The 17,796-nt window shown below is 62.4% G+C and carries 19 protein-coding genes; 12 read left to right on the forward strand and 7 right to left on the reverse strand.

The window, feature by feature from the left end; genetic code table 11:
* On the forward strand, nucleotides 1-300 hold a 300-nt coding region (locus tag HNQ36_RS21135; RefSeq protein WP_184088426.1), incomplete at its 5' end, for an NAD(P)(+) transhydrogenase (Re/Si-specific) subunit beta.
* A 59-nt stretch (nucleotides 301-359) separates the two neighbouring features.
* Here the strand turns inward: HNQ36_RS21135 and HNQ36_RS21140 are convergent.
* The gene (locus HNQ36_RS21140) at nucleotides 360-743 is read right to left on the reverse strand and encodes a VOC family protein (protein WP_184089124.1); all 384 of its coding nucleotides are present in this window, start codon (nucleotides 741-743) and stop codon (nucleotides 360-362) included.
* Nucleotides 744-857: 114 nt separating this feature from the next.
* On the opposite strand from HNQ36_RS21140, the gene HNQ36_RS21145 reads away from it, so the two are divergent.
* Entirely contained in the window at nucleotides 858-1,958 is a 1,101-nt protein-coding gene (locus HNQ36_RS21145; RefSeq protein WP_184088428.1) for a calcium:cation antiporter, read from the forward strand.
* Between the two features lie 62 nt (nucleotides 1,959-2,020).
* On the opposite strand, the gene HNQ36_RS21150 is transcribed toward HNQ36_RS21145, so the two are convergent.
* A complete protein-coding gene (locus HNQ36_RS21150; RefSeq protein WP_184088431.1) occupies nucleotides 2,021-3,397 on the reverse strand; it encodes a vWA domain-containing protein in 1,377 nt (458 codons plus the stop codon).
* Between the two features lie 172 nt (nucleotides 3,398-3,569).
* On the reverse strand, nucleotides 3,570-4,511 hold the full coding sequence (locus HNQ36_RS21155; RefSeq protein ID WP_184088434.1) for an AAA family ATPase: 942 nt from the start codon (nucleotides 4,509-4,511) through the stop codon (nucleotides 3,570-3,572).
* A 286-nt stretch (nucleotides 4,512-4,797) separates the two neighbouring features.
* Between HNQ36_RS21155 and HNQ36_RS21160 the strand changes: the two genes are divergently transcribed.
* The 7 genes from HNQ36_RS21160 (at nucleotide 4,798) to HNQ36_RS21190 (ending at nucleotide 10,396) form a co-directional block, all read left to right on the forward strand.
* Nucleotides 4,798-5,262, forward strand: coding sequence for a hypothetical protein (locus HNQ36_RS21160; protein WP_184088437.1), 465 nt, complete (start codon nucleotides 4,798-4,800; stop codon nucleotides 5,260-5,262).
* A gap of 61 nt (nucleotides 5,263-5,323) precedes the next feature.
* Complete coding sequence (locus tag HNQ36_RS21165; protein ID WP_184088440.1) at nucleotides 5,324-5,614, forward strand: hypothetical protein; 291 nt, start codon at nucleotides 5,324-5,326, stop codon at nucleotides 5,612-5,614.
* Between the two features lie 7 nt (nucleotides 5,615-5,621).
* Nucleotides 5,622-7,100 (forward strand): TolC family protein, encoded by a 1,479-nt coding sequence (locus HNQ36_RS21170; RefSeq protein ID WP_184088443.1) that lies wholly within the window; start codon nucleotides 5,622-5,624, stop codon nucleotides 7,098-7,100.
* Nucleotides 7,101-7,114: 14 nt separating this feature from the next.
* Nucleotides 7,115-8,497 carry a multicopper oxidase family protein gene (locus HNQ36_RS21175; RefSeq protein WP_184088445.1) on the forward strand — a complete coding sequence of 461 codons (1,383 nt, stop codon included), beginning with the start codon at nucleotides 7,115-7,117 and terminating at the stop codon, nucleotides 8,495-8,497.
* A 2-nt stretch (nucleotides 8,498-8,499) separates the two neighbouring features.
* Nucleotides 8,500-8,970 carry a cupredoxin domain-containing protein gene (locus HNQ36_RS21180; RefSeq protein WP_184088447.1) on the forward strand — a complete coding sequence of 157 codons (471 nt, stop codon included), beginning with the start codon at nucleotides 8,500-8,502 and terminating at the stop codon, nucleotides 8,968-8,970.
* 26 nt (nucleotides 8,971-8,996) lie between these two features.
* Nucleotides 8,997-9,299, forward strand: a complete 303-nt coding sequence (locus tag HNQ36_RS21185; RefSeq protein ID WP_184088449.1) for a copper-binding protein — start codon at nucleotides 8,997-8,999, stop codon at nucleotides 9,297-9,299.
* A 149-nt stretch (nucleotides 9,300-9,448) separates the two neighbouring features.
* A complete protein-coding gene (locus HNQ36_RS21190) occupies nucleotides 9,449-10,396 on the forward strand; it encodes a cell envelope biogenesis protein TolA (RefSeq protein ID WP_184088451.1) in 948 nt (315 codons plus the stop codon).
* Nucleotides 10,397-11,002: 606 nt separating this feature from the next.
* On the opposite strand, the gene HNQ36_RS21195 is transcribed toward HNQ36_RS21190, so the two are convergent.
* Complete coding sequence (locus tag HNQ36_RS21195; RefSeq protein WP_184088452.1) at nucleotides 11,003-12,109, reverse strand: substrate-binding domain-containing protein; 1,107 nt, start codon at nucleotides 12,107-12,109, stop codon at nucleotides 11,003-11,005.
* A gap of 115 nt (nucleotides 12,110-12,224) precedes the next feature.
* Between HNQ36_RS21195 and HNQ36_RS21200 the strand changes: the two genes are divergently transcribed.
* On the forward strand, nucleotides 12,225-13,709 hold the full coding sequence (locus HNQ36_RS21200; protein WP_184088454.1) for an aldehyde dehydrogenase family protein: 1,485 nt from the start codon (nucleotides 12,225-12,227) through the stop codon (nucleotides 13,707-13,709).
* 163 nt (nucleotides 13,710-13,872) lie between these two features.
* Nucleotides 13,873-14,676 carry an alpha/beta hydrolase gene (locus HNQ36_RS21205; RefSeq protein ID WP_184088457.1) on the forward strand — a complete coding sequence of 268 codons (804 nt, stop codon included), beginning with the start codon at nucleotides 13,873-13,875 and terminating at the stop codon, nucleotides 14,674-14,676.
* Between the two features lie 66 nt (nucleotides 14,677-14,742).
* Here the strand turns inward: HNQ36_RS21205 and rpsU are convergent, their stop codons facing one another.
* Nucleotides 14,743-15,054 (reverse strand): 30S ribosomal protein S21, encoded by a 312-nt coding sequence (rpsU, locus tag HNQ36_RS21210; protein WP_046827651.1) that lies wholly within the window; start codon nucleotides 15,052-15,054, stop codon nucleotides 14,743-14,745.
* A 269-nt stretch (nucleotides 15,055-15,323) separates the two neighbouring features.
* Here rpsU and aqpZ point away from each other — a divergent pair, with 269 nt between their 5' ends.
* A complete protein-coding gene (aqpZ, locus tag HNQ36_RS21215; RefSeq protein ID WP_184088460.1) occupies nucleotides 15,324-16,040 on the forward strand; it encodes an aquaporin Z in 717 nt (238 codons plus the stop codon).
* Nucleotides 16,041-16,101: 61 nt separating this feature from the next.
* On the opposite strand, the gene HNQ36_RS21220 is transcribed toward aqpZ, so the two are convergent.
* Together HNQ36_RS21220 and purE are read right to left on the reverse strand one after the other, a co-directional pair.
* The gene (locus tag HNQ36_RS21220; RefSeq protein ID WP_184088462.1) at nucleotides 16,102-17,196 is read right to left on the reverse strand and encodes a 5-(carboxyamino)imidazole ribonucleotide synthase; all 1,095 of its coding nucleotides are present in this window, start codon (nucleotides 17,194-17,196) and stop codon (nucleotides 16,102-16,104) included.
* Nucleotides 17,193-17,684, reverse strand: a complete 492-nt coding sequence (gene purE, locus HNQ36_RS21225; protein WP_184088465.1) for a 5-(carboxyamino)imidazole ribonucleotide mutase — start codon at nucleotides 17,682-17,684, stop codon at nucleotides 17,193-17,195. Before purE ends, HNQ36_RS21220 begins: the two co-directional genes overlap by 4 nt.
* Nucleotides 17,685-17,796 lie beyond the last annotated feature (112 nt).

The following is a 17,796-nucleotide window of genomic DNA, read 5'->3' on the forward strand; positions in this document are numbered from 1 at the left end:
GTGCCCTACGACGAGGTGTTCGAACTCGAGGACATCAACTCGGAGTTCGCGCAGGCCGACGTCGCCTTCGTGATCGGCGCCAACGACGTGACCAATCCGGCGGCGGAAGAAGATCCGAAGTCGCCGATCTACGGCATGCCGGTGCTGCAGGTCTGGAAGGCCGGCACCGTGATGTTCATCAAGCGTTCGCTGGCCTCCGGCTACGCCGGTGTCGACAATCCGCTGTTCTATCGCGACAACACCATGATGCTGCTCGGCGACGCCAAGAAAATGACCGAAAACATCGTCAAGGCGATGTAGGCAACGCGGCTTATTCAATCGCAGGAACGAAAGAGGCCGTGCACTGCACGGCCTCTTTTTTATGCCTTTGGCACCCGATACACTGCACAGAGTTTGTTGCCGTCCGGGTCGCGCAGATAGGCACAGTGCAGTTTAAGGTCGCCCATTCCACGGATGCCCGGCGGCTCCTCGCACGTCGTGCCGCCGTTTGCGATGCCGCTTGCATGCCAGGCGTTGGCTTCCTCGGGCGAAGTCGCAGCAAAGCCAATGGTCCCGCCATTGGCAAAGGTGGCTGGTTTGCCGTCGATTGGTTTCGTCACCGAAAAAGTCCCGGTTTTGGTGCGATAGAAGATGCGATGGCGGTCGACGATCCCCGGCGGCACCCCGAGCGTGCCCAGCAGATTGTCGTAAAACGCCTTGGCCTTTTCGAGATCGTTTGTCCCGATCATGACGTGAGAGAACATTTTTTCGTTTCCTTCCAAAAAGCAGTTCTTTTTGGTTAAGGCATCTCGCTTCCGGGTGCAAATTTCCTCCGGGCTGGCTAGGCGTTCTGCAATCGCGCCGTTAGTATCGTGTGCATGAGTGCCCATACACACATGCCACGGTCAGCCTGGGTTTATCCCGCGCTGGCCATTTTGCTTTATATCGTCACCGAAATTCCGGCGCTCGGCATCGGTTTCACCCACACCCCGGCGGGGCTGGTCTTCGCGGCGGTGCTGCTGGTCATCCTGTTCGGCACTGTGTTCGCTGCGGTCCACCATGCCGAGGTGATCGCGGAGCGGATCGGCGAGCCCTACGGCACGCTGCTGCTGACGCTCTCGGTAACCATTATCGAGGTGGCCCTGATCGCCACCATCATGCTTGGCGAGAACGGCGTGCCGACGCTGGCACGCGACACCGTGTTCGCGGTGGTCATGATCGTCTGCAACGGCCTCGTGGGCATCTGCATCCTTGTTGGCGGGCTGCGCTATCGCGAGCAGGATTTCCAGGTCACCGGCGCCAACGTCTACCTCAGCGTGCTCATCGTGCTGGCCACCATCACGCTGATCCTGCCGAACTACACCGAGACCACGCCCGGCCCGGTCTATTCCGCCAGCCAGCTCGGCTTCGTCAGCGTCGTCACCATCGTTCTATACGGCGTGTTTCTCTACACCCAGACCATTCGCCACCGCGACTATTTCATCGCAGGCGCGGGCGAGGGGGAACAGGATCACGGCCCGGCGGGCCGCCTGTTTTTGATCAGCGGGTCCCTGCTGCTGGTCTCGCTGGTCGGCGTGGTGATGCTGGCCAAGAAGTTCTCGCTGGTGGTGGACGCCGGAGCGGCCGCGATTGGTGCGCCGCCGGCCTTTGCGGGTGTCGTCGTGGCGCTGCTGATCCTGCTGCCGGAAGGCGTCGCCGCGCTGGCTGCCGCGCGCAAGAACGATCTGCAGAAGAGCATCAATCTTGCGCTCGGCTCGTCGCTGGCCACCATCGGCCTGACCGTGCCGGCCGTCGCGATCGCGACCTATTTGCTGGACAAGCGGCTGGTGCTCGGTCTCGAGACTCGCGACACCATGCTGTTGATCATGACCTTTCTGGTCAGCCTGGCGACGTTCGGAACCGGCCGCACCAACATCCTGTACGGCCTGGTGCATCTGGTGATGTTCGCGGTGTTTATTTTCATGGTGCTCGTGCCTTAGGGCATGATCCCGAAAAGTGGGCACCGGTTTTCGGATAAGATCATGCCCGAACAGAAAACCGCTTACTGATACGCCGCGACGATATCGGTGATGGCGCGTTCGAGTTGCTTGGCGGTGGCGCACTGGCGCACGACGCTGCAATAGGTCGCGTAGCGCGGCATTTCCGAATCGCCCCAGCCCCACACCATGCGGCCTTCGGGATTGAGCCAGACCAGCCGCTTGGAGCGCTCCGAGATACGCCGAAGAATATCGGCGCGAGGATCGAGGTTGTTCGTCCGCGCATCGCCCAGCACGATCACCGTGGTTTGCGGCGTTACTGCGCTGAGACACAGCTTTTCGAAATCAGCCAGCGACTTGCCGTAGTCCGAGGAACCGAATCCGACCTGCGTCATGATCTCTTTCATCGCCTTGTCGGCATCCATCTCTTCGAGAATGTCGCTGACCTCGATCAGGTGGCCTGAGAACGCGAAGGAGCGGACGTCGGACACAACTTCATGAAGGCTGTAGATCAGCAGCAGGAAGAAGTCCGAGACGCGCGCGACCGAGCCGCTGACGTCGCAGATCGCGATGATCTTCGGTTTGTCGCGGTGGCGGCGCTTCCATGTGGTCAGGAACGGCACGCCGCCCCATGCCGCGTTGCGCCGGATCGTGCGGCGCACGTCGAGATGGCCGCGGCGCTGGCGCTTGCGCGGCTTGCTGTAGCGCTCGCGCAGGCGCCGTGCGATCTGGCGGATCAGCACGCGCATCTGCTGGATTTGCCGCTGGTCGAGCTGCGACATCGGCGCGTTGCGCAGGATGTCGTTGCGCAGATTCTCGGTTTCCTCGCGGCCGTACAGCAGCAGCGCCTGCGAAACGGTATCGCGCACATTCTCGCGCAGCGCTTCGGTCGCTGCCGCAAGCCGCTCGGCCTCCGCTGGATTGCTGGCGGTCAGGGCATCGAGATCGTCCCGCAACTGCGCGATGCCGAGTTCGTTGAGGATCTTGCTCGAATAGATCCCGCGCTGGGTGAAGAACCTGATCTCGGACAGCTCCGCGGCGGCAGAGGCATTCGCAATCGCAGCCGCGAGGGCATTGCGGTCCTGCGACATCAGCATCTGGGCCAGCGGACCGAGGCCCGAAGGAGGGGACGATGCGGCAGCGCCCGGCGGCATCTGCTCGCTCGATGCGTCGCCGCTCTCGCCGGCTTCGCCTGCCTCGTTGTCTTGAGTCGGCGGTCCGGTGATCTCAGGCTGCCGGAAGAACAGATCGAAGCATTCGCCGAGCGCCCGCTTGTCGTCGGTGCTCTTGGCGAGCGTCAGCAGAAACGTGTCGCGCAGGATTTCTCGGTCGGTAAAGCCGATCTCGGAGACCGCCCGCATCGCGTCAATGCTTTCGGAGGGCGAAATCCGCACTCCGGCCCCGCGGGCCGCCCGAAAGAAGCGATGCAGGTTCTCTCTCATCCGGTTTAACCGAAGACGTTCCAGTGTGGTGGTTCGCAAGTCCGCATCGTTTCTACAGCGCCTTCTTTTGCGGACTTGCGAACCAAAACCACACTGAGGTTATGATTGCTAGTGTCCTTTTGAATCCGAAGTTCGCTATAGAGCATGCTGCAAAATGAGGCGAACTTCGGATTCAGGACACTAGCTGGCGTGTCTTGCCGATGAAGGCGGTGACCTGGGGCATGGTGGTCTCGATGTCGGCCTCGTACTTGAGGAGGACATTGAGCGTGTCCTTGACCATCTGGTGATCCAGCTCGCTCGCCTGCAGAAGAACCAGCACCCGCGCCCAGTCGATGGCCTCGGAGACCGACGGCAGTTTCTTCAGATCGAGCGTGCGGACGTCGTTGATGAAGCTGACGATCTGCCGCCGCAGCGATTGCGAAATGCCGGGCACGCGGCTTTCGACAATACGCTCCTCGAGCTTCTGCTCGGGAAAGCCGATGTGCAGATGGAGACAGCGCCGCTTCAGCGCGTCGCCGAGGTCGCGTTCGCTGTTGGAGGTCAGGATCACCGTCGGAGGCGCAATCGCGGAGATGGTGCCGAGTTCAGGCAGCGTTACCTGAAAGTCGGACAGGATTTCGAGCAGCAGCGATTCGAACTCCGCGTCCGACTTGTCGATTTCGTCGATCAGCAGCACGCAGCCCTTCGGTTGCTCAAGTGCCTGCAGCAGCGGCCGCGGCTCGACGAATTCCTTGGAGAAGAACACGTCGCCGAAATCGTGCAGCTTGTTCAGCGCCGCCGGAAGTGTCTCCGCGTCGCCCAGCACTTCGCCGAGCTTGTCCTTCAGGATCTGCGTGTAGAGCAGCTGCTTGGCGTATTTCCACTCGTAAAGCGCCTTGGCTTCGTCGAGGCCTTCATAGCATTGCAGGCGGATCAGCTTGAGGCCGCGCCATGCCGCGATCGCCTTCGCCAGTTCGGTCTTGCCGACGCCGGCCGGCCCTTCCACGAGGATCGGCTTTTCGATCTGCTGCGACAGGTAAACCGCGGTCGCGATCTGACGGTTGGCGATGTAGCCCGCCGATGCCAGTCCTTGTTCGACGGCGTCGATGGAGGCGGCCGGCTGATGTTCGGTCAAGATCGTGAACTCCGAAAGGCTTGGTGTCAGTGGTCGGCCGCTGATGGCCCGGCGCGGGCTGCTCTTGCAAAGGAACCCGGGCTATTTGCTACGCCGCCCGAAGGCTTTCGTCCATATCGGCCCGGCTATGCATCCGCGCAGACCGGAACCGCTGTGCGAAATGAGGGTGCGAACTGACGTCTTTCTCGCGTTGCTGTGACCTCAAAGCGTCTTGCCTGTTTGGAACTCTGACTGTACCTCTGGCCATGGTCGTGGCTGTTCGCCACGATGGGAGTGCCGGTTCCGGATGCTGACGCAACTGACCAGGGTCATGAGGGTAAAGGCTGCGCGCATTCTCGTAGCGCTCTATGCCTTTTGCCTCGTCGCGCCGATCAGTCTCGCCTTTGCAGACAGCGCTCTGGCGCATTGCCTGACAAGTCCAACGCAGGTCCAGCATGCGGGACACGTGCACGGTGAAGCCGTTCATGTTCATCAGGGCATGACGCATGCGGATCACGATCATCAGGCGCCGGCGAATACCGAATCTGCAGATGCGATGCACGACCATGCCGGAATGACTGATTCCGGCGGCAAGTCGACCGCACCCCCTTGCTGTGGCGTGATGTGCATCAGCGCGCTTCCGGCCAGCATGTTTGAGTTGACGCCTCGAACGATGACTCACGCATCGGTCGTTGCGTCTTCCGACGCCGGAATTTCCGGCGAAGCCCCCGACCTCCTTTATCGCCCCCCAATCGTCCTCCTGTCGATCTGATCGCCGGCGCTGCGACTGAACAGTCGCGCGCCTTCGAAGCCGTTTGACATTCGAGGATATGATGCCCGCGCAAAATCTGGCGAGGCTCGCTGCCGTTGATCCGGTGGCGACGACACTCGTGCCGGTGCCGTTCAAAGCACTATTTTTATCGCTCGCCCTGCTGTTTCTCGCAGGCTGCGCCACCAAGCCTGCAGTTTCCGCTGGGCCGGACCCGTCCGACCCGGGTGCGCGGACATCGCGCGCGGAATACAGTTCCACACTCGGGCGCTACACGTCTCAAAGACCGGTGGCTCCCGCTGCCTGGAAGAAACAGAACGAGCAGGTCGCGCCCGCTCCGAAATCCGGCGAGTAGGTGCATCATGCCAGCTCAGGATTTCAGGACTTTCATCGCGCCCGCGACTTCGCATCGGCGCGTTACGCAACGGATCGGACCGTGGAGTGCCGCGGCTTGCGCCGTGTTGCTGTCGGGCTGCGCATCGTTCTCGCCGGATGGCGGGATGGGCGTCGTCACCGCCACGGTCTCGCAAGACCTCGGCAAGAATGCCGCCGCACTGCGCACGCCGGATGAAACGGCGGCGGCCCGCAGCACGACGGCGCGGCTGCTGGCGAAGCCGTTATCTGCGGATGCGGCGGTTCAGATCGCGCTGCTCAACAATCGCGGACTGCAGGCGGCATACAACGAACTCGCCATCGCGGAAGCGCAGGCCGTGGAGGGAAGCCTGCCGCCGAATCCGGCAATTTCGCTGTCGCGGATCGCGGGATCGGTCGAGGTTGAAGTCGAACGCAAGATCGTCGCCAACGTGCTGGCGCTTGCGACATTGCCGGTCCGTTCGGAAATCGCAGCAGCGCGATTCCGGCAGGCACAGATCGTGGCCTTGAGCGAAACGCTGCGGATCGCGGCGGACACGCGGCGCGCCTACTATCGCGCCGTCTCGGCACGCGAGCTGGCGGGCTTTCTCGCGGAGGCCCAGTCCGGCGCGGAGACCGCGGCGAAATTCGCCACCCGGCTCGGCGAGACCGGCGGCATGAACAAGCTCGATCAGGCGCGTGAGCAGGTGTTTTACGCCGATCTCACCGCGCAACTCGCCACCACGCGTCAGCGCGCGGCTAGCGAGCGGGAAGCGCTGATCCGCGCCATGGGTCTGTGGGGTGACGATCTGGCATTCCGGATGGGCGCTGCGCTGCCGCCGTTGCCCTCGCGGCCGCAATCGCTGCCGGGCATCGAGACCGAGGCGGTTCGCCGTCACGTCGATCTCCAGATCGGGCGGATTGAGCTCGATGCGCTGGCAAAATCGTACGGACTGACGCAGGCGACACGCTTCATCAACGTGCTGGATGCCGGGTTGGCCGGAAAGACCACCAGAGAGAAGGCGACCGGAGAAAAAATCCGCGAGCGCGGTTTTGACGTTGAACTTCAGATTCCGATTTTCGATTTCGGCGAGGTTCGCGTCAGGGAAGCCGAGGCGACCTATATGCACGCGGTCAACCGCCTGACGGAGCGCGCGGTCAATGTTCGCTCGGAAGCGCGCGATGCTTATCGCACCTACCGGTCGTCCTATGACATCGCGGGCCACTACCAGCGAGAAGTCCTGCCGCTGCGCAAGATCATCTCCGACGAAACCTTGCTTCGCTACAACGGCATGCTGATCGACGTGTTCGCGCTGCTGGCGGAAGCGCGCCAGCGCATCACCGCGACGACGGCGGCGATCGAGGCGAAGCGGGATTTCTGGTTGGCCACGACAAATCTCAACACCGCGGTAATGGGCGGAGGCGTTGCCGGACGCAGCGAATCCGCACGCGCAATGTCCGGCGCATCCGCCGAAGCCCCTCAGCATTGAATGGAGAACGACCAATGATCTCACGCAGAGCCATTCTCGGATCGGCTGCGGTGCTTGCCGGCGCCAGCGCCGTCAGCGGCCGTGTTCAGGCCGCGAGCATTCCCGAAGCAGCGACTTCAACCGCGACGACCATGCAGCCGCCGCTGTTTCCATCCAGCGGGCCGGACTATCAGCCGGTCGTTACGCTGAATGGCTGGACGTTGCCCTGGCGCATGAACGGCGACTGGAAGGAATTCCATCTGGTCGCCGAGCCTGTGGTGCGTGAATTCGCGCCGGGCATGGTGGCGCATTTGTGGGGCTACAACGGTCAGGCACCGGGCCCAACCATCGAAGCGGTCGAAGGCGACAAGGTCCGCATCTTCGTCACCAACAAGCTGCCCGAGCACACCAGCGTGCACTGGCACGGCATGTTGCTGCCGAACGGCATGGACGGCGTCGGCGGTCTGACCCAGCCGCACATCAAGCCGGGCAAGACGTTCGTCTATGAGTTCGTGCTGAAGAAGAGCGGCACGTTCATGTACCACCCGCATTCCGACGAAATGGTGCAGATGGCGATGGGGATGATGGGTTTCTTCGTCGTGCATCCGCGCGACCGCAAGTTCATGCCGGTCGATCGTGACTTCGTGTTCCTCGCCAGCGCCTACGCCATCGAGCCGGGATCGTATCTCCCGAAAGTCGCGGAGATGACCGACTTCAACATGTGGACCTGGAACAGCCGGGTGTTTCCGGGAATCGACACACTCCCGGTTCGTCTCGGCGACCGTGTGCGGGTGAGGATGGGAAATCTCACCATGACAAATCACCCGATGCATCTGCACGGTCACGAAATCTTCGTCACCTGCACCGATGGCGGATGGGTGCCCGAAACCGCGCGATGGCCGGAAGTGACCATCGATCTCCCGGTCGGCAGCATGCGTGCGTTCGAGTTCGTTGCAGATGCGCCGGGCGACTGGGCATTCCACTGTCACAAGAGCCATCACACCATGAATGCGATGGGCCACGACATTCGCAACTTCGTCGGGGTGCAGAAGCGCGATCTGGTCAAGTCCGTGCGCAAGCTGGTGCCGGATTACATGCCGATGGGAAGCGCCGGCATGGCCGACATGGGCGAAATGGAAATGCCGCTGCCGGACAACACGTTGCCGATGATGACCGGATTCGGCCAGTTCGGCCCGATCGAAATGGGCGGCATGTTCACGACCGTCAAAATCCGCGAGGGGCTCGCGGCGAACGACTACTCCGACCCGCCTCCCTACAAGAATCCTGCCGGAACGGTTGCCTACGAGGTCGCGAGCGCGGCAGCGCCGCCCGCGAAACAATCGGCTTCGCCCCCAAAGTCGAAGCCTGCGATCGAGATGAAAGTGATCAAACCTCCCATGAACCACAAAGGACATTGAAGATGCCTGCTTTGCGAAAATCCAAAATCATCATGATCGCCGCCGCGCTGGTGCTGTTGCCGGCATCGTTCGATCGCACCTCGGCGCACGACAACCATGCGTCTTATGACGCGGGCGAGCCCGGCGATCCGAAACAGCCGGCGCGCGAGATCATCGTCGAGATGGGGGACCGATTTTATCAGCCGAAGAAAATCGAAGTGAAGCGCGGCGAGCAGGTTCGCTTCGTGCTTCGCAACGACGGCTATGAGGATCACGAATTCCTGCTGGCGACACCAGAGGCGAACCTCAAGCATGCCGAGGCGATGCAGAAGAATCCCGGCATGGAGCATGACGAGCCGAACGGGATTCAACTCGCCCCGAATAAATCCGGCGAGATCGTCTGGAAATTCACGAAGGCCGGGACATTCGAGTTTGCGTGCCTGATCGCGGGGCACCGCGAGGCCGGGATGATCGGCACCGTTGTCGTGAAATGATCGAACCAGAAACCAGAGGAAGAAATATGCGGAAACTTATTCTTGCGACGTCCTGCTTCATCGCGCTGTTGGCTCTCCTTCCCGCGGCGCCGGCGCATGCTCAGGCGTTGCCGGTCAGCGGAACCGTCACCAAGATCGACGAGGCGGCCGGGAAAATGACCATCAAGCACGGCCCCATCAAGAAAATGGATATGGAGGGGATGACCATGGTTTTCAGAGCCCAGTCCCCGGAGATGCTGAAGCGGGTGAAGGTCGGCGACAACGTCAGGTTCGACGTCGACAAGGTCAATGGGCAGATGACCCTGACCGGTATCGAGAAGGTGAAATAGCCGCTGGTCGGCAACGCCGGGGGAGGGCCGGGTAAGGCTTCTGACAAAGCCGTTACCCGGCGTTTTCCCCGCAGTTGCCACCGATCCGTCGCAGTTGATCCCTCAATCGGCCCTAAAGTTCCCGCATGCAACGTCTGCGGGGAGTTGTGATGATCAAGAAGCTGTTCACGAAATACTTTTTGGAGGTCGTTCCGTCGATCGTGGCGACGGTGGTCGGTGCGTATATCGTCACGCACTACATCAACGCCAAGTCGGAGGCCGACAAGCCGAAGGCCGCCATCGCGGCTCCCGCTCAGACCTCCAAGGATGCTGCCCCCCAGACGCTGAAAGCCGACGAGTCCGGCGATAAGGCCGCCAAGGCTGAAACCGCAAAAGCCGAAGCCGCCAGGCTCAAGGCCGAAAAGCAGGCTCTCGAAAAGGCCGCGGCGGAGCGCTCGGCCGCTGACCGGGCGGAGAACGCGAAGAAGGCCGCCGAAAAACTTGCCGCCGAAAAGGCTGCTGCCGACAAGCTCGCTAGTGAGAAGGCTGCCGCCGACAAACTCGCCAGCGAGAAGGCTGCGGCCGAGAAGCGGGAACGGACCGCCGCGAAGCCAGCGCCTGCTGCGCCATTGCCTGCCGAGGCCAATGCCGCTCATGACGACAAGCGCGATGCCAACGATCTGGCACGAGCCGCGATCGAACGGCTGCGCAATGCCAAGGCGACATCCGAGCCGCCGCGTGTGCCGGAAGCCGTGCGTGCCGACGAGTCGGCGAAAGCGCAGGAGCGGGGTCAGGAGCGCGCCCGGGTCAACAGCGTTGTCTATGCTCCCGCCGTTGCCCCGCAACAGCCATCGGTCCAGCCGCTGCCGCCTGCGGTCACGGTCGCGCCACCGCCGAGCGAAGCCGCCGTGATGGCTCCGCCGCAGCCATTTCCCACGCCGATCTCAGGATCGTCCGAGACCCGGGCCGATGATGGTGGCCTGCGGCTGACGCCGCCGGCCGACATTCCCTCGCGCCCGCTTGATCTGCGCGCGAAACAGGGGCGTTCGTCGGTGACCGAGGACGTGATGTCAGCCGCGAAATCCGTATTCCAGGCCGTGGTGCCGGAATCGAACTAGGCGTTTAACGTCGGACAGTTTGAAACGAGAGAGCGAGCGGCTTCTCTCATTTCGGCCAAAGTCCAATCAAGCCGCTTAATAGCACCGCGTGATATTTACACTTACGGTTTCCTCTGCGCCTTCGCGCCGTGGAACCTTGACGGTCTGCTTGGTGCATTCCTGCACATAAGGTCTGTCGGAAGGTGCGACTGCCGGCGGATATCGATGTGCCCAATCCCAGGGAACATCATAAGTGTAAGTGTAGCGTATATCGCCTGACGGTGGCGGCACGACATCCACGCCGCGTCCGGCATACGATGGTTCGTAGAACACGCCGGCTGTGCCCGGCCAGAAAGTCCCTGCGTTGTGTCCTCGGTGACGCTGCAGAGGCCGGCCGGTTGATGGACGGAAAGCCGGACGCGCCGAAACAGGCCCTCCAGCATACGTGGCTACCGGATCGGCAAATGTCTCGTTCGGGGCAAGGATAAGCGCGGCCACGCCGAGAGAGGCGATGAGCGCTCCATACATTCTATACATCATGGCACGCACCAGTTCTAAGTTGCGAGCAGCACTCAGGGCACGCTAGGTCGCGCCTTTGGGGCCCGCAAACGTAGAATTAATAATTGGTTAAGGCTTAATCTTAACGGGTCGGCTGGTGGCGTCGACGATATCCAGAAACTCCTTGACCGTGCTGACCGCTCCGGGGCTCGCCGCGACATAGCCGGGGAGTTGCGTCACCGCATCGTGAAACGCCTCGCCCTTCATCACGTCGAGTACGCGCTGCATCGGTTCGGTTTCGAGAAACGCGCGGCGGCACACGAAGAAATAGTCCTCCGTCAGCAGACGGACGAAATCGAGTCCGAACTGCTTCGCGGCGGCCTCGACGCCGAACGCCGCATCGGCCATGCCGCTGGCGACATAGGCGGCCACAGCGGCATGGGTGAATTCCATCTGCTGCGCGCCGTTGATCTTCGCCTCGTCGATCCTGTGCTGTGCCAGCAGCTGGTCGAACAGCGTCCGTGTTCCGGAATCGTGATCGCGGTTGACGAACCGGGCTTTTGTGTCGACCAGATCTTTCAGCGACACGATGTTGAGCGGGTTGCCGGGCTTCACCATCAGACCCATCTCGCGGGTCACGAAACTGATGACGCGATCCTCACGCGGATCGAGCCACTCCCGGCACGCCTTGACGCTTTGCGCGCGCAGTTCCCCGCGCGGGACGTGGACGCCGGAGAGATCGCACGCGCCCTGCGCCAGCGACACCAGTGAGTTCTGGTTGCTGACATAGCGCAGGTCGACGCCGATGCCCGGCTCCCGGTCGAGCAGTTCACGCAGCTTCGAGACCGCGAACCCATGGCTGGCATGAACGCGGATCACGCTTGGGCGGTGATGCAGGAACGGCTTGATTTCGGTGACAAGTTCTTGCGCGAGATTTTCAAGCTGCGGGCCGAGGCGGGCCTGCATGCGCTGCCCGGCCCACACCAGCTTCTCGCCGAAGGCGGTCAGCGTGGTGCCCTTGCCGCGATGGGTTTCGACCAGTGGCACGCCGAAGAACTCGGACCACTGTTCGACCAGATTCCAGACATGGCGGTAGGACAGGCCGGCGTGTTTTGCGGCGCTGGTGAGTTTGCCGGATGTACGGATTTCATTGAGTACGCCCAGCATGACGACGGCGGTCTGCGGGCTGCCTTCCTTGTGGAAGCGCCAGACGGGTTCGATCTCGATATGAAACATCGGGCACCTCTGATTATGAAATGAACTTCATACGATCGCGAGCCACTGGCAAATCATATCATATTTACTATCAAGAATTTAGTGCAAAAATTGGGAGAAAGAACAGGAGAATATGATGTCGATTGCATATGACTATTTCCATAATACGCCCCGCGACGCCGTTGTCCTCCGCAAGCAGCTCCTGATCGACGGCCGGCACATCGAGTCGGTGTCGGGCCGCACCTTCAAGACGCTCAATCCTGCGACAGAGGAGGTCATCGCGGTGATCTCCGAAGGTAACGAAGCTGACGTCGAGCGCGCTGTCGTCGCTGCGCGCCGCGCCTTCTTGGGCGTCTGGGGCAACATGCGTCCTGCCGAGCGCGGCCACATCCTGCTCCGGCTCGCCGAACTCATGAAGCAACACAGCGCCGAACTCGCCGAGTTGGAAAGCCGCGACGCGGGCAAGCCGATCTCTGCGGTGCTGCGGCAGGATCTTCCCGCCGCCATCGACACGCTGACCTATTACGCCGGCTGGGCCGACAAGATTCACGGCGACACCGTGCCGACACGCAGCGATGCGCTGACCTACACCGTGCGCGAGCCGGTCGGCGTGGTGGCGGTGATCGTGCCGTGGAATTTCCCGTTGATGATCGGCATGTGGAAACTCGCGCCGGCGCTGGCCTGCGGCTGCACCGTGGTGATGAAGCCCGCCGAACTGACCTCGCTGTCGGCGCTGCGGATCGGCGAGCTTGCGCTGGAAGCAGGTCTGCCGCCGGGCGTGCTGAACATCGTGCCGGGTCCGGGCCGTGTGGTCGGCGATGCGCTGGTCAATCATCCCGGCGTCGACAAAGTGACGTTCACCGGATCGCCCGGCGTCGGCCGCGGCATCCTTCGCGGTGCGGCGGGCAACTTCAAGCGCGTGTCGCTCGAACTTGGCGGCAAGTCGGCTAACGTGATCTTCGACGATGCCGATCTCGACGCGGCCACCAAGGCCGCAGCGGCGGGCATCTTCTTCAATGCCGGGCAGGTATGCTCGGCCGGTTCACGCGTACTGGCCCATGAAAACGTCTACGGCGAAGTGGTCGAGCGGCTCGCGGCGCGCGCGAAAGCCCTGCGCATGGGCGACACTGCCGACAAGACCACGGCGCTCGGTCCGGTGATTTCCGAAAAGCAGATGACGTCGATCCTCGACTATGTCGATATCGGTCAGAGGGAAGGCGCGTCGCTCGTCACCGGCGGTGAGCGCGTCGGCGACCGCGGCTACTACATCAGTCCGGCGGTGTTTGCGAACGTGAAGCACGAGATGCGAATTTCGCAGGAAGAAATCTTCGGGCCCGTGGTCAGCGTCATCAAGTTCAAGGATGAGGCCGATGCGCTGCGGATCGCCAACGGCACGGCATTCAGCCTCGCCGCTGGCGTGTGGAGCCGCGACATGGGTCGCGTGCAGCGCTTCGCGAAGAAGGCGAAGGCCGGCACGGTCTGGATCAATACCTATGGCTACACCGACGTGCGGCTGCCGTGGGGCGGTGCAGGCGATTCGGGTTTCGGCCGCGAACACGGCACCGAAGCGCTTGCCAATTTCACCGAGCCGAAAGCGGTCTGGATGAACCTGAACGTTTGAGACCTTGTTTGGGCACACTTTCCCTCCCAGGAATGCTCAAGCACACACGCGGGCCGGAAGGCCCGCGTTTTTTTACGGCGGTATCCTGCATCCCTGGATTGCCGGATTTGATCGTCCATGATCCGATGCAGCGAGCTAGACCGTCATTTCGCTTGTACGGGTGATGAAGAGTTTTCAGTCGATCGTGGTGCTCGCGATTGCCGCCTATGCTGCGGTTGCGGTGGCGCTGTATCTCTTTCAGCGGATGCTGCTTTATCCGGTGCCGGAAACGACGAGAACCGATCCCGCCGCAGCAGGATTCCCGGAAGCGCAGGAAGTCGTGCTCGAGACCAAGGACGGCGAGAAGGTCATCGTCTGGCACGTCGCGGCGAAAGCGGGGAAGCCCGTCGCTGTGTTCTTCCACGGCAATGGTGAAGTGCTGGCGTGGCGCGTGCCGCGCTTTCGCGCCATCACCGCCGACGGCACTGGCCTCATCGCGCTGTCGTTCCGTGGATACGGCGGCTCCAGCGGCAAACCGAGCGAAGCTGGATTATTGAACGACGGAGCCGCGACTTATGCGTTCGCAGCGGCGCATTATCCGCCGGAGCGCATCGTGCCGTGGGGTTATTCGCTCGGCTCCGGCGTCGCGGTCGCCATCGCCGCGAGCCAGCCGGTCGGCAAACTCATTCTTGAAGCGCCCTATACATCGGTCGCCGATATCGCCGCGTCGCTGTTCTGGTATATGCCGGTGCGCTGGCTGATGCGGGATACATTCCAGTCCGACGAGCGCATCGCTAGCGTGAAAGTCCCGCTGCTGGTCATGCACGGAGAGAAGGATACGGTGGTCCCGGCGCAACTGGGGCGGCGGCTGTTCGATCTTGCGCCCGGTCCGAAACGCTTCGTGCCGTTCCCGCTCGGCACCCACATCAACCTCGACGATTATGGCGCGGTGGATGTCGCGCGGGCCTTCATGGCCGGCAAGGACTAGTTCTCGCTCAAACGAAAACGCGGACCGTGAGGCCCGCGTTTTCGTATTCAAAACTGTTGAGTTCGCTTAGCGCGGTCCACGCGGACCGGCACCAGCGCCTGCGCCGCCACGGCCACCGGCCGCACCACGATCGCCGCCCGGACCGGCGCCGAACACCGGCTTCGGCTTCATCGGCAGCAGGCCTTCGCGCTGCAGCTTCTTGCGCGCGAGCTTGCGGGCGCGGCGAACGGCTTCCGCCTTTTCGCGAGCCTTCTTCTCAGAGGGCTTTTCGTAATGGCCGCGGAGCTTCATCTCGCGGAAAATGCCCTCGCGCTGCATCTTTTTCTTCAGCGCCTTGAGAGCCTGGTCGACATTGTTATCGCGGACGAGAACCTGCACGCGGCATCCTCTTTGGTTTCAATCAGGAATTCAGGAGACGACGAAGGGCCGACTAAAGGCCACGCCCTTCCCATCAAGGGCGCGGATGTACCAGATCAAACCGGGAATGTCCACCTGTGGACGGCCTTTTTCCAAGGCCCGAATGTCACGATTTCGGGGCAGATTGGACGGATCGGGCCCGCGATTCGGGGGAGTTTAGGAAGGCTTAAGACTCCGATTTCTACGGTTCCCGCCATTGAGGTGATCCAACACCACTGGGGAGACGTGACATGAATACGAAGAAATATGCCGCCGAGGTCATCGGCACGTTCTGGCTCACATTTGCAGGCTGCGGCAGCGCGGTCCTTGCGGCGGCTTTTCCACAGGTTGGTATCGGGCTTTTGGGTGTTTCGTTCGCGTTTGGCCTGAGCGTGGTGACGATGGCCTTTGCCATCGGTCATATTTCAGGGTGCCATCTCAATCCTGCCGTCACCGTCGGTCTGGCCGCAGGCGGCCGCTTCCCTGCAAGTCAGATTGCTCCCTACATCATTGCCCAGGTGATCGGAGCCGTGCTTGGCGCGGGCCTGCTCTACGTCATTGCCAGCGGCAAAGCCGGGTTCGACCTCGCAGGCGGTTTCGCCTCCAATGGCTACGCGGACCATTCGCCCGGCAAATACAGTCTTCTGGCTGCTTTTGTGTGCGAAGTGGCGATGACTGCGATGTTCCTGTTCATCATCATGGGGGCGACCCACGGCAAGGCGCCGGCCGGCTTCGCGCCGCTGGCGATCGGCCTTGCGCTGGTGATGATCCATCTCGTCAGCATCCCCGTCACCAATACCTCGGTGAACCCGGCGCGCAGCACCGGTCCCGCGCTGTTCGTCGGCGGATGGGCCATTCAGCAGCTTTGGCTGTTCTGGGTCGCGCCGATCATCGGCGGCATCATCGGCGGCGTGGTCTATCGCTGGCTGAGCGACGAGCCGGCGGGCATCGTGGCCGGCAACAAGTAAGCTCCGATCAAGCAAGAAGGCCGCCGCGAGCAATCGCGGCGGCCTTTTTCTTTGGACGCTTTCAGGACTGCCTGACCTCGGTCACATGGCCCATCTTGCGGCCCGGCCGGGGGGCCCCCTTGCCGTAGAGGTGCACCGTGGCGCCGGGAACGCCCAGCCACTTGCCGTAGTCGAGAATGTCGTCGCCGATCAGGTTGGTCATGGTGACGTCGCCGTGCCGGACCGGATGCGCCAGCGGCCAGCCGGCAATGGCGCGGATGTGCTGCTCGAACTGCGACACCGAGGCCCCGTCCAGCGTCCAGTGGCCGGAGTTATGCACCCGGGGGGCGATCTCGTTGACCAGCAGGCTCGGACCGTCCTTGCCGGGCACCACGAACAGCTCCACCGCCAGCACGCCGACATAGTCCAGCGCAGTCGCGATTTTCTCCGCGATGACGCGTGCCTGCGCCGCAAGCTCGTCGGAAATGCGCGCCGGCGCGTGGGAAAATTTCAGGATGTGGTCGCGATGCTCGTTCTCGGTGACATCAAAGCAGACCACTTCGCCGCTGGCGCTGCGCGCCGCGACCACCGAAATCTCGCGCTCATACGGCACGAAGGCCTCGAGAATCGCGGACCGTGTTTCGAGATCGGCCCACACAACTTCGGGATCGTCGCCCTCGCGGACCACGACCTGGCCCTTGCCGTCGTAGCCGAAGCGCCGGGTCTTGAGCACGGCGGGCAGACCGATCTGGCCGATCGCCGTCTTCAGCTCCTGCGCGGACGAGACGTCGGCATAACGCGCGGTGGCGATGCCGAGTTTGGTGACGAAGTTCTTTTCCGCGAACCGGTCCTGCACGGTTTCCAGCACCCCCGGGTCCGGCAGCACCGGGCGGCGGGCCGACAGGATCATCGCCGTGGACGAGGGGATGTTTTCGAATTCATAGGTGATGACGGCGACATCGGACGCGAACAGTTCCAGCGCTTCGACGTCGGCATATTCCGCGCAGGTCGCGTTCTGCACCACGTCGAAGGCCGGTGAATCCGGATCCGGAGAAAACACCTGTGCCTTGAGGCCAAGACGCGCGGCAGCGAGTGCGAGCATCCTGCCCAACTGCCCGCCGCCAAGAATTCCGATGATGTCGCCTGGTTTCAGCGTCACCCGACCTGAAGATGTCACTTAGATTCGTCCTCTGGGCGCTCGCTTACGGCCTCGGTCTGCTGCTTGCGCCATGTCGCAAGCCGGGTTGCAAGGCCGGCATCGTTGAGTGCCAGCACGCTTGCAGCGAGTAAGGCGGCATTGATAGCGCCGGACTTTCCGATCGCCAAGGTGCCGACCGGAATTCCGGCTGGCATTTGCACAATGGAGTACAGGGAATCGACGCCCGACAGCGCCTTGGATTCCACTGGAACACCGAACACGGGAAGTTCCGTCAGGGACGCTGCCATGCCCGGCAGATGGGCTGCACCGCCTGCGCCGGCGATGATGACCTTGAAGCCGGCGGTCTTGGCTCCCTTGGCGAAGGCATAGAGCCGCTCGGGGGTGCGGTGCGCCGAGACGATGCGCGCCTCGTGTGCAACGCCGAGCGCGGTCAGGGTCACTGCGGCGTGACGCATGGTCTCCCAGTCGGACTGGCTTCCCATGATAATGGCAACGGGGGCGGTCATTCGGAATCTTCAAAAAAGAGCAGAAAAAGAGGGCGGATTATAGGGTTGCACCCCTGCGTGGCAAGCTACCTAGTGTGGTGGTTCGCAAGTCCGCATTGTGTCTACAGCGCGG

It is taken from the genome of Afipia massiliensis (assembly GCF_014203115.1).
Classification (GTDB): Bacteria; Pseudomonadota; Alphaproteobacteria; order Rhizobiales; family Xanthobacteraceae; genus Afipia; species Afipia massiliensis.